The sequence below is a fragment of the Psychrobacillus sp. OK028 genome (genome assembly GCF_900103605.1).
GTDB lineage: Bacteria > Bacillota > Bacilli > Bacillales_A > Planococcaceae > Psychrobacillus.
On sequence record NZ_FNHY01000001.1, the window covers coordinates 222,567 to 235,307 of the forward strand.

Genomic DNA, 12,741 nt, shown 5'->3' on the forward strand with positions numbered 1-12,741 from the left:
TGAGGATAGTTAAAATTCTAATGAGGTTCGAAAGAAGGTGTGCCTATTGCAACAGCTATGGTTGTTTTATGACGAAAATTATCAGCGAATCCTAATACCCGAAAATGACATTACCTCTTTATCGATTGGTCCTACCATCGAACATGATATTACGATTCAGACATTTCCTTTTGTTGATGGTCCTTTTACATTGAAACAAGAAGAAAAAGGGTTCGTAGTTTATAATGACGAAACATTTATAGGAAGATTTACAGATGATGAAGGTCTTACGATTGAACAGAAAGAAAAAGAGCTTCATCTGTATACTTCTTCGGCTCTACCATCTTCAAAAACCTACTATATAGACTTTGACAATGAGGTTTCGTTTGATGCCCAACTAGACTTAGCAACTTTTCAAAGACTGAAAACAAGTTTTCCAGCAGTAGAGTCTGGGCATTTTTCACTCAATAAAATTAAAGATGGCTGGATAATAAAAAAAGACTTCGGCTGTCGATTATATGTAAATGGCAAGTTAGTGGAATCTAACACAGTTCTTGCAGAAGGGGACGTCCTTCAGTGGGCATTCATGGAAATGAGACTACTTCAAAAAGATTTGCTTGAAGTGACTGCTTCGGTTCCTTATACAACGAAGCTTTCTGTTATAGATGTTCCGCAGTCTGAAATGCTGCAGATGTATCCTGATTATCGTCGTACACCGAGAATGATCTATGATCTTCCGGATGACAAAATTTCCTTAACATTTCCGACTCAGGAAACGGATGATTCTGGTCGGGGATTATTGCTCATAATAGCGCCGCCACTTGTGATGCTTATTGTTATGGGACTTGTAGCTATTTTAATTCCGAGAGGAATTTTCGTCATTATTTCCATCATGATGTTTTTAACCGTGTTAGTCACCTCTACTGTTCAATATTTCCGTGACAAAAAGAAGCATAAGCGAAATGCGGAAAAAAGACGTAGAGTGTATACGGCGTATTTAGAAAATATGAGGGAAGAGCTTTATGAGCTTTCCGAAAAGCAAAAGAAAGTGTTGGACTATCATTTCCCTGCTTTTGAAGAAATGAAACAAATGACAAATGAACTATCCAGTAGAATTTGGGAGAGATCATTAGAGAGTCATGATTTTTTAGAGTTTAGATTAGGAACAGGGAATGTGAAAGCTAGCTACGAGATTAAATTATCCTCTGGTGATTTAGCTAATCGGGAAATAGATGATTTGCTAGAGCAGGCTCAGCGAATGGAACAAGTATACAAGGAGATTCCTTCTGCACCAGTTACCACCAACCTATCAGAAGGAATTTTAGGCTTAACTGGAAAAGAATCTGTTATAAAGCGTGAACTTCAACAAATAATTGGTCAATTAGCCTTTTCTCAAAGCTATCATGATACAAGATTTATATATATTTTCAAAGACGAGGAGTATGCAGAGGTTGAATGGATGAAATGGCTGCCTCATTTTAAGCTGCCACATATGCATGCAAGAGGGTTGATACATAACGAGGAAACAAGAGATCAATTATTGTCTTCGTTATATGAAATTATTCGTGAGCGAGATACAGATGACCAAAAGGGCAAAAGTATATTTACTCCACATTTAGTTTTCATCGTTTCGGATTACTCATTACTTGCAGAGCATGTCATCTTAGAATACTTAGAAAGCAAGCATACAAAAGACCTTGGGATATCGGTTATTTTTGCAGAATCTGCACAGGAAAGAATGACGGAGAATGTACACACTCTAATTCGATACGTAAACGAACGCGAAGGGGATATTCTCATAGAGGCAGGTAAGGCTGTAGATATTCCATTTAACTTAGACGAATTTGATGCTACGACCAACGAACGATTCACTCGCATGCTTCGAACACTGAATCATCAAATAGGTATCAAAAATTCTATCCCAAACTCGGTTAGTTTTTTAGAGTTGTTTGGTGTTAAAGATGTAGAGGACGTTCCAATTGCACGAAATTGGACAGTTAACGAGTCAGCAAAATCGTTAGCTGTACCGATTGGATTCAAAGGGAAAAATGAAATTGTTGCATTAAACTTACATGAGAAGGCGCATGGTCCCCATGGTTTGTTAGCCGGTACGACGGGTTCGGGTAAAAGTGAATTTTTACAGACATATATATTGTCACTTGCAGTTCATTACCACCCTCATGAAGTAGCTTTCTTATTAATCGACTATAAAGGTGGAGGAATGGCACAGCCATTCAAGCATATTCCTCATCTGTTAGGAACGATTACGAATATTGAAGGTAGTAAAAACTTTAGTATGCGAGCACTCGCTTCTATAAATAGTGAGCTTAAACGAAGACAGCGGTTGTTTGATCAATACGTTGTTTCGCATATCGATGATTATACGACACTTTATAAAGAAGGAAAGGCGTTGGAACCCCTTCCTCATTTATTTCTCATTTCGGATGAATTTGCAGAGTTAAAACGTGAGGAACCGGAATTTATTCGAGAGCTTGTGAGTACGGCTCGTATCGGGCGAAGTTTGGGCGTGCATCTTATTTTAGCTACGCAAAAGCCTGGAGGGGTTATTGACGAACAGATCTGGAGTAATGCGAGATTCCGCGTTGCCTTGAAGGTACAGGATGTATCGGATAGTAAAGAAATTCTGAAAAATGGAGATGCCGCTTCTATCACCGTAACTGGTCGTGGTTATCTACAAGTAGGTAACAATGAAGTATATGAGCTGTTCCAATCTGCATGGAGCGGGGCACCATATAAGGAAGAGGTGCTAGAGGGAGAAGATGACGTGGCAATTGTCACAGACCTCGGCTTATATCCACTTTCAGGAATAGCAACAAATGTGAAAAAGAAATCTAGTGGAATGACAGAGATGGAAGCAGTGACAGCTAAAATTGCAGAGACAACTGCTAATTTGAATATTAAAAAAGTAGCTAGTCCGTGGTTAGAGCCATTAGCTTTGCGCCTTGAAAAACAAGCAGATATGCCAACTAGCGAGGCAGGATTCTCTCTAGGAATGATTGACGAACCAGAAAAGCAAAGTCAGTCGCCAATAGCCTATAACTGGACCAAGGATGGAAATCTCGGTGTATTTGGTTCTTCGGGTTATGGAAAATCCACTACATTGCTTACAACTATATTGGGTCTTGCAGAAAACCTAGCTCCCGAGGAAGTGCACTTTTACTTGCTCGATTATGGAAATGGATCATTACTTCCATTAAGACAGCTTCCACATACGGCAGATTATTTCACAATCGATGAAGAGCTGAAAAGAGAAAAACTAGTAAAGTTAATAAAAGAAGAGATTGCTAAGCGAAAAATTGCCTTCCAGCAATCAGAGGTTAGTAATATCCATATGTACAATAAATTATCGGCGGAGAAGTTCCCTCTTCTGTATTTGGTCGTGGATAATTATGATATTGTCCGAGAGGAAATGGAAGAACTAGAGGCTCAACTCATTCAATTTGGTCGAGATGGTCAATCTCTCGGAATTTATTTGTTCGTGGCTGCGACGAGAGTTCAATCGGTTCGACAGTCCTTGATGAATAACTTAAAAACGAAGGTTGTACATTATTTAATGGATACGACGGAGTCATTTACTGTGATTGGTCGGGTACCGTTCGACTTAGAACCATTCCCCGGTAGAGCAATTGTGAAAAAAGAAGATGCCTATTTTGCACAAATTTACTTACCTGCTAGTGGTGAGGACGACTATGAAATACTAGAGTCAATCAAGAAAAAAGTAAGCAATTTACGAACGCAATATATGGAGGCAACACTACCTTTATCCATTCCAATGTTGCCACTCGAGCTTACAACTACAACCTTCTCCTACTACTTGGATGGAAAGAAAAAGGATGGGATTGTGCCGCTTGGATTGGATGAAGATACAGTACTTCCAATTTCCATTGACTTCAAGAAAAATCGTCATTGTCTTCTGATCGGTCAGGTACAAAGAGGGAAGACAAATACGATAAATTGGATGCTTCAGACACTTTTAGGACAGAAAACCGGATTCATCGCTATTTTTGATTCGTTTGACCGCGGATTGTCCAAATTTGCAGAGCATGATGCAATTGAATACTTGGAAACAAAAGAGAATTTGGCAGAATGGGTTACTCAAACAGAGCAATATTATGCAGAGGTAGAACGTAGCTATCTCGAAAATATCCAACAAGGACTTCCCGTAGAAATTACTCTTTCTTATTTTGTAATCGATGGTTATACAAGATTCCTACAAGTAGCTGATATTGGTCTTCAGGACAGATTAGCAAAATTGATGAAGCGTTACGCTCACTTAGGCTTCAATGTTGTCATGTCTGGAAATAATGCAGAAATTACCAAAGGGTATGATGCATTCACGAATGAATTGAAGCTTGTTCGACAGGCGCTTGTATACATGAAAAAGTCAGAGCAAACCTTGTTTACAGTAGCATATGAACGCAAAGAAGCAGAGCTTCCAATAGGATTTGCACATTATATTTTAAATGGGAATGCAACAAAGGTGAAAATCCCTTTAAGTGAGTTGGAGAGGACGATCGTACAATGAAATCAACTAAAAATGCTAGATTATTAAAATATGGTGCCGGAATCTTACTCATATTAGCTGTTCCTATTATTTTCTTCCAGCTTATGGGTGTTAATATTCTTGATTTGAATAATCAAAACAAACGCACAATTGCGATTGTAAATGAAGATATGGGTTTAACGAAGGATGCAGAAAAAGTACAAATGGGTGTAGAGGTAGTATCTATATTAGCAGATGACTCGGATTATGAATGGAATGTAACAGGACGTGGAGCAGCGGAAAGCGGATTAAAATCCAACCAGTATGACGCAATCGTTTATATTCCCTCCAATTTCTCAGAAAATATAATGTCCTATGATGAAAAAGATCCGAAAAAAGCAGAGTTTGCCTATCAAGTACAGCGTCAGAAATCAGGACTACGTAAAGAACAGGTATTACATGAAATTGAAGTAGCAACAGACCGAGTAAATGATAAAATTTCTACGATGTACTGGAGCTATATCGCGCAGGAAATGAATCATATAAAAAAAGAATTTACGACTATTTTAGGAAAAGAAACAGAATTCCTAAGTGCGATGTCTGCCTATTATAAGCCAGAATCAGAAACGTTGGCTGAACAGATGCAAAGCCAAAAGGACCAAATGGAATCGTTGCAAACAATAATCGGATCGGCTAATAATGAGCATACAAGTCGTATTGAAAATGCCGATTCGTTTGGATTACAGATGAATAACTTCATCACGTATGTACAGCAATATAAGGAATTCCAGAATACACAAAGAGAAATACTACAGCAAGTACAGGATGCGAGCTTAGCTAAAATCCATGCGGCTGCTGCGACTCAAGCAGAGCAATTTAATCAGTCCGTACAAATGCTGGAGGAAAGTAATAACAAGCTTAATAATGAAATTCAAAAAGTGAATAATATCGTTGATTCAAATAAAGAAAAATTCAACGCATTATCAGAACTACGAAAAAAAGAGGTAGATCGTCAGGTTACGGATCTACTAGTAGTTCAAGGCACTGCAATTGACCGTTATAATAATACTATTTTATCCAATCTTGAAAAAGGCATTGCGACAAGTAAAGGTACTAATGCAGTGCTTGCCGCTGCGGTTGTAGGGACGGAGCCAAATCAGCTTCTTTCTATTAAAGAACAACTGGCACAAAAAGCAACAGAAAAATCTTCTACCACTTTACCTGGACTTGAACAGGAACGCGTGAAAATAGATACTATTTTAACAGGACTTTCCTCTATAAAAGCAAGAGTATCAGAAACGGATCCTGCATCTTCTTTTATCGGTGAAATTGATGTAATTCAAGCAGAACTTGGAAAAATCACTACTGCTTTGACAGAAAGAGATACAACTTGGGCTAATGCGAACCAAAAAGCAGCAGATGACTATACACAGGCTTCTGCAGAGTATACAAATCTATTTGAAAGCTATAGTGCTATTTTTAGTGAATATGAATCTGTTCAACAAATTATTAATAATTACCCAGCAGATACTGCACGTATTGGTATGGAAATAATGAAAAAAGAACAAGAGCTATTAGCTAATCCTCGTTTATCAAACAATCAGCGCAGTAGATTGAAAGAACTGTTTGCAAAGGGGGCAGCTAAAACTGACACGAGCTCTTTATTATCCTACTACGCTACTTTAGAACAGTTTGAATTCACTCTAAATGAGGGTGGAAACAGTGCGAATAAGGATGCAATGTTGAAGGATGAAATTTTAACTGCATTGTTAAAAAATGTAGTGGATATTAATGAATTAGAGTTAGAAGGTTGGACATCAGTCGAAGATACCATTCCAGAAACAAAATTAGGAATGTCCGATCTAAGTACAACGTTTGCTGCAATCATGTCTGGTTATAAAGAAACTGCGGAGCAGCAGCACGCAACGCTCGTCAATGAACTAAATTCAATTGATGAACAAGCAAATGTTTTACTAGCGCAAATACAAAATCCAGCGAATATGATTCCAGCTGGCGAGCCAGTCGCTGCTGCTTCTGAAGGGGAAGTAATGGCTGGTCAACAAAATGTAAGCAATCAGCTCGTAACGTTAAGCGGGATGATTCAATCTTTGTCTCAAAAACAAAGCAGCTTAGTAGATTATGCGAATGACTTAACTGCTAAAGCAGACAATATAAAAGACACCTCCAATGAATTTACTGGGAAATGGGATACAAATGTAGCAGCTATGTCCGAATTCGATGAAGATATCCAAGACTTTCTTGCCAATACATATGTGGATGGACAGGAAAATGGATATGCATTTAATCATTTTGTAAATCCTCTTGATGTAAAAGGTGAAGCAGCAGTTTCGGATGAAATGGAAAAAGTTCCACCAGTTATTTTATTTATCATTCTATTAATAAGTAGTTTGTTAATCGGATATTTCTCTTATCAGATGAAAGATGGTCCGATTGGCCTTCAATTAGGCATGACAGCACTACTATCTTTACTTGTTGGTTTAATCATCAGTTTCTATAGTATTTATATGTACATTTTAAATGACCACCGTGCGTTAGAATGGACAATCTTCACTATTCTTTTATTGCTTGCAGGAGCAGCTATTATTCGTACAGCTTTAGAATTTGGTCAATCGGTAGGATGGCTTGCTAGTTTGGCATTGATGTGTTTATACATCATTCCATTATTAATACTTGCAGTACCTGATATTAATATCCCAGATGTATTGTCAACCGTTTATATGTCTATTAAATATGAACCGGAAACTAGTTTTATATGGGGAGCTGTTATCACGGCGGCTATTGCAATTGTAATGCTAGGGACGACTTACTTTGTAAATAAAAATAATAAATCTAAAGCATCTGTGGCAGATGAAGCGTATGAAAGTTAAATCGCGCCTCTTACTTCCAGTATTGTTACTTTCCCTCGTCGGAAATAGTTTAGTCGTTTTTGCGGAAGAACCGAAAAAGGCAGAGGACTTAGAACCCGTTATTTATGAAAAATTAAAATTTAAGAAAAATACGGATTATCTTCATGATAATCAAAAAACAGAAATGAAAAATACCATTCCTAAAAAGCAGTTTGATATATATTTTGATGGGAGGAAAAAGCTTCCTAACAGAGCAGACACCTCCTATTTGTTTCAAACAGCTGAGCGCGGGGAAAAAAGTACCGTAACAGCGAAATCTTCGGAGTTACAATTATTTTCTGAAAAAGAAATAGCTCTAGCCAATGAAACAGAATCTAAAATAGAAGAGGAATCGTCAGGCAATAATTTAAGACCAATCCTATTTTTGGGGTTAATTGCGATTGGTATGCTTACTTTGTTTGTAATTTTCTTACCGAAACTAGTAAATTCGTCGGAAACTACGGAACCAGCCAAATGATTAAGGGAGGGGAATGTATATGCCAGGGTATTATTATGCGTTATTAGCAAAAAAGAAGGATGATTTGCAGAGATTAACTTCATGCCAGTCTTCCTTGCAAGGGAAACAGTCTGAATTTAATGCTAATGAACCTAAGTGTTTAGAGCCAGAGCTAACAGCAACAACTTGGCAGGGGACACATGCAGATAAATTTGATGAAATTCGAGAATCGGGTATTCATACTAGCTATGTAGATATATCGGGAAGCCAATTCTCTATTGTATTTAGTGCGATCTCCACGAGAATCAGTGAATTACATGCAGAGATTGCATCTATTGAACAAACAATCGCCAATATTCTAGCGGAGCAAGAACGTCAACGCCAAGCTAAAGCAAACTAACTTGCAAGGGGGAAAGCCTAATGTCTACGGAAGTTAAAATTGTATATGCAGATGTAGAAAATCAACTTGGAGAAATGACTGGTGCAGTTAATCAGCTCAACCCAAAAGCAGAGCCGCCTATTACGGGGAATACACTAGATGTCGTTACAAAGTTCAATGAGTTGTCTGTAAAGTTGGACCAATTACTTGTAAAATATCAAACATTATCAACAAAAAATATTCAAACCACATCTGCATCTGTTGACTTTATGGAAGAGTCTGATCAAAAGATTTCGGCAGCAATGCAATGTACTGTTAATGGAACAGGGATGGTGGCACGATGAAAATATTAGACGTGCAACCATTTCAAGATGGTATCCAACGTAATACCAATATGCTCACTCGTCTAGAAGGAGAAATAACTGCTATTCAGACTGCCGTGCAGGGATTAGTAGCGATGGAGGAAACGCTTAAAGGAGAAGGTGGGAATGCAATTAGATCATTCTATAATGATGCCCATTTACCTTTTCTCCATTTCTTTTTAACATTTAAAGCTACATTTAATACTACCTTAACTACGATGAAATCTGCATTGGACGCATTAGAGCCAAATGCTAATGGCTATATTCGTCAAGCGTATTTGGAAGGCGAAGTAGAACAAGGGTTAACCGAAATTTCTCAAGTAACGACTAATTTAACAGATGAATCTAACGTCATTATGGATTCTGTTTCCGATATTGTAGCATTGCCTCATTTAGATGATAGTGGTGTACAGGAAGGAGTAACTAGTGCTAGAACTTCCAGGGATAATACAGTTACGGACCTAAATGAATTCGATATGACGCAAACAAGTGCACTTGTTCTTATAGAAGCTGCCATTTTAAATATGGAAGCCTGGTTAACGGATATTGAGTATTTAATGGATGAAGGATTAACAGATATTAACTTCCCAGCAGATGATTGGAATTATGTGCAAGACGCAACACCGATTGGTCAATTCTATTTGCAGCACCAAATAGACATACTTGCTGCTGATCCACGAATAGACCAGAATGATGTGGAAGTGTCAGCCCCTGCCTATACAGAGAAGAACCTTTGGGAAGGTATTATGACTACTGTAGGGCTAGACATTAATGATTGGCAAAACAAGCCTATAAATGCAGCGGCGAATTTTGTAGGATTTGCTGCAGCGGGGAATGCCACATATAAAGATGTGAGATTGGCTTCGAAAGGTTTTGGAATTACTAGAACTACTAGGACAACGCATCAGAATGTCACAAAAACAGTTCTTAAGATTACTAGACCAGAGCTACTTGGTGTAAAAAAGAAAACATATTCCGGTGCGGATGCAGAGAGATATGAAAAAATTTTTAAAAGAGTTGACCCAGCGACAAACGTAAAATCTACTTTCCGCTTCTCTGCTAATAAACTAGGGTATATTGGTGTATTTGCTACAGCGGGCGGAGATATTATTCATGGTGTACAAAATAACGAGTCAGCTAGTCAAATAGCAGGTAACGTTACAGGTGATGTAGCTATTGCTGGTGCTTCTATGGCAGCTTCTGCTTGGGCAGGTGCACAAGCTGGTGCAACAGTAGGTGCCTTCGGTGGACCCGTAGGGGTAGTAGCTGGAGCTGCTGCGGGATTGATTGCCGGAGTAGTTGTAACTACCTTATTAAGTGAAGTGAAAATCTTTGATGTAAATAATGATGGACAAAATGACTCAATAGGAGATGCAATTAAGATAGGAACAAAAGGGCTTATTGACTCAGTATCTTCGTGGTTCAAATAGTTAGGGGAGAATTCCAATAGTGAAATCAAATATGACAAACGTTTTTTCATCTTATTTAAAATTTGAATCACCTAAACAAAACAAACAGAGTATTATTGGAAACTTTCTTTTATTTTTATATTTGATTGGGATACTTCCCCTTCTTGGGGAACCCTTCTCAATGCCGTTTTTCTTAGCTGCTATTATTCCAACACTTTTAATAACAATTTGGGGAATGATATACATATTTGACCCTTATAAATACGAAAAATCCTATTATTTATTTCTTGGAATATATGGTATCATCAATACTTATGTTTATTTCGTTAGTATACAAAAATTGTTGTATATAAATCTTGAAATAGATAGCTGGGCTCCATTTTTGTTTAATGTAATATTGTTCATTTTATTAATTGGTGGGATGAACTGGATGAACTGGAAAGCTCTTTATAGTGAGACATATTATAAGCTACAACAAAAAACATCTATTCCAGTAGGTTGGGCATCGATAGCAGGGGCTTCGTATATAATAGGACAAATAATATTGTCCGTTGTCTATACAGACTCTGGTATAAGTATATTAATCATTGTTTGTCTCTCTCTCTTATCTTTATTTACTGCATTTCTTTCAATCAATATTCACCGATACTTTTTTATAAAGAAAAATATGGAAAAAGTTCAGGAGATGTTTCCAGATTTTGGATTGCCAAAGGAGGAAAGGTATAAGAAGAGAAAGAAAAAATACTAGTGTGTGAAAATATTTACTATTGAATAAGGGGGAAGGGAAAATAATGATTCCAACATTTACAGCAAAAGATATTTTTGTAATGATGCAAACGTTAAATACGAAAACTTTAATAGGATTTTCAAATCCCTTCGAACATCTGACAAAGTATGAAATTGAAAAAGAATGGGAGAAAACCTATAAAAAACTTCATAAGCTAAATCTCATTGACTTAGTTGACAAAGAAATAAAATTAGAAGAAAACTTCGGAAATGCTCTATGGATCATGTCGCGCACTAATATGGTTGTGGAAATATTAAAAGACGGACGTCAGAAAAGTTATTTTTATTTTAGTAAAGACCATGTAGTAGAATGCAAAGAGACTGAAGAAGGTGAATATACGTTATATGTGCACGGAACTCCAGATCATGTCTGGAATAATGTCATTTACCCTCGTATGCTTGTGGGTGTTGAAAGTCACTCAGGCGAGGTAGGTGGAACTATTTTTGTTCCAACTAGTGCATACAATTCCTGGGTAAAAGCAGGAGCAGTGACAGATGTGCAGAGCCTGAAGGATATAAATTCTGAGGAAAACTGGAAAATGGTTAGTAGTCAATTAGATACTGCATTAAAAAGTATGGTACATAATAATCGTTTAATGGTTTTTTTCAAAGAGGATACTCAGTGGGTTATCGAAGGGATGCATGTGCTGACATCTCCAAATAATAATTGGACATTTAAAATGATACAAAAGGACAATAAGGAATTACTAGAAGGAAAACAGAGCACTAATCTAGAAATTGTTTCGGAGATTTTAGAAGTTTTGGTTAGGATGCAAAAACAGAAAGCGACGATTAAATAACTGGAAATAGAACAGCAAGCACTTTTTCAAAAGAATTGAATAGAGTGCTTGCTGTATATGCTTTATTTATTATGTATTTTCAAAGAAGCAGTTGGACATTTAAACTTTCTAATTGCGCTAGGTTAATCGTATAATTGTTTTCGGTATCTACAAATAGACCACCATTTACTTTATTCCTTTCAGCTGTACGGATGTCTGTATTCGTTTCGAATATCAAATTATGACCACCTTTAAACTTCAGGTAAAATTTATACTTTTTCAATTCACCAGCATTAGACAAAATACTCCCTCCTTTAACGGAGTATACCATTCGTCTCTATAAAGATTAATAGATAGAAAAGAGTTTTATTAGGTAAATAGTTTATGAGACTTTATGGGTATGTCTAATTTTAGAAATTATTAGGTGATATTACTTAAGTAGTATATAATGGAGAGATGCTGAAAATACTGAAATAGGGAAGATAAAGGAGTTTGGATTATATGGGAAACAAAACAATAAAAAACGAATTACCTGAGAATTACGAAGAACTAAAGAAAGCGGCGAATCGTACGGCAAGCTGGAAAGCTCGGTATGATGCAGTAGTTGAACTAGGAAAGTACAATCATAATCAAGTGAAAGACATTTTAAGAACACGCCTGGCAACCGATCCTGTTTACAAAGTACAGGAGGCTGCATTCCAAAATCTCTTAGATTTTGGGGAAGAGGCACAATTACCAAAGCGTAAAAAGTTCGAATTAGTCAAAGGGGCGAACAAAGTGTTTGTTCGTGTGAAGAAAAGCTTGCCAGCCGATCATACTTTTGAAGAATTTTTAACCAAGCTAAAAAGAATGCGTATTGATGTATATGATACGTATGAAGGTGACAAAGGTGACGAGTTTGAATCTTGGTTAAAAAACGAATGGTCTAACTTAAAATAATAGGTATTAAAAATTGCAATTGTCTATATAGGCAGTTGCTTTTTTAATAAGAATGCATACATTTGTGTCCCTTTAAAACTGAGATTAAGATACTATTTAGAATAAATAATACTACTGATTTCCGTTTCAGGTGGACGCGTTTCGCGGGGTGAGCGATGAGCTATCACCGTCGCTAGCGCGTCGCTGTGATATCTCATCTGTCTCACTCATCCCGCCGAAGTCGCCACCTTCCACTACAATC

At 37.2% G+C, this 12,741-nt stretch carries 10 protein-coding genes; 9 read left to right on the forward strand and 1 reads right to left on the reverse strand.

The window, feature by feature from the left end; all coding sequences use genetic code 11:
• Positions 1-46: 46 nt before the first annotated feature.
• Genes essC through BLR36_RS00825 form a run of 8 tightly spaced genes read left to right on the forward strand, consistent with a single transcriptional unit; the run spans position 47 to position 11,582 of the window.
• On the forward strand, positions 47-4,525 hold the full coding sequence (essC, locus tag BLR36_RS00790) for a type VII secretion protein EssC (RefSeq protein ID WP_093059435.1): 4,479 nt from the start codon (positions 47-49) through the stop codon (positions 4,523-4,525).
• Complete coding sequence (gene esaA, locus BLR36_RS00795; RefSeq protein ID WP_093059437.1) at positions 4,522-7,371, forward strand: type VII secretion protein EsaA; 2,850 nt, start codon at positions 4,522-4,524, stop codon at positions 7,369-7,371. The genes essC and esaA overlap by 4 nt, the downstream gene beginning before the upstream one ends.
• A complete protein-coding gene (essA, locus tag BLR36_RS00800) occupies positions 7,361-7,867 on the forward strand; it encodes a type VII secretion protein EssA (protein WP_093059439.1) in 507 nt (168 codons plus the stop codon). The genes esaA and essA overlap by 11 nt, the downstream gene beginning before the upstream one ends.
• A gap of 19 nt (positions 7,868-7,886) precedes the next feature.
• Complete coding sequence (locus tag BLR36_RS00805) at positions 7,887-8,246, forward strand: YwqH-like family protein (RefSeq protein WP_175453934.1); 360 nt, start codon at positions 7,887-7,889, stop codon at positions 8,244-8,246.
• Between the two features lie 20 nt (positions 8,247-8,266).
• The gene (locus BLR36_RS00810) at positions 8,267-8,569 is read left to right on the forward strand and encodes a YwqI/YxiC family protein (protein WP_093059443.1); all 303 of its coding nucleotides are present in this window, start codon (positions 8,267-8,269) and stop codon (positions 8,567-8,569) included.
• Positions 8,566-10,017 (forward strand): ribonuclease YeeF family protein, encoded by a 1,452-nt coding sequence (locus tag BLR36_RS00815; RefSeq protein WP_093059445.1) that lies wholly within the window; start codon positions 8,566-8,568, stop codon positions 10,015-10,017. Before BLR36_RS00810 ends, BLR36_RS00815 begins: the two co-directional genes overlap by 4 nt.
• Positions 10,018-10,036: 19 nt before the next feature.
• The gene (locus tag BLR36_RS00820; protein ID WP_093059447.1) at positions 10,037-10,744 is read left to right on the forward strand and encodes a hypothetical protein; all 708 of its coding nucleotides are present in this window, start codon (positions 10,037-10,039) and stop codon (positions 10,742-10,744) included.
• A gap of 43 nt (positions 10,745-10,787) precedes the next feature.
• Positions 10,788-11,582, forward strand: coding sequence for a hypothetical protein (locus BLR36_RS00825; RefSeq protein WP_093059449.1), 795 nt, complete (start codon positions 10,788-10,790; stop codon positions 11,580-11,582).
• 79 nt (positions 11,583-11,661) lie between these two features.
• On the opposite strand, the gene BLR36_RS00830 is transcribed toward BLR36_RS00825, so the two are convergent.
• Complete coding sequence (locus tag BLR36_RS00830; RefSeq protein ID WP_093059451.1) at positions 11,662-11,862, reverse strand: hypothetical protein; 201 nt, start codon at positions 11,860-11,862, stop codon at positions 11,662-11,664.
• Between the two features lie 200 nt (positions 11,863-12,062).
• Here BLR36_RS00830 and BLR36_RS00835 point away from each other — a divergent pair, with 200 nt between their 5' ends.
• Positions 12,063-12,500 carry a HEAT repeat domain-containing protein gene (locus BLR36_RS00835; RefSeq protein ID WP_093059453.1) on the forward strand — a complete coding sequence of 146 codons (438 nt, stop codon included), beginning with the start codon at positions 12,063-12,065 and terminating at the stop codon, positions 12,498-12,500.
• Positions 12,501-12,741 lie beyond the last annotated feature (241 nt).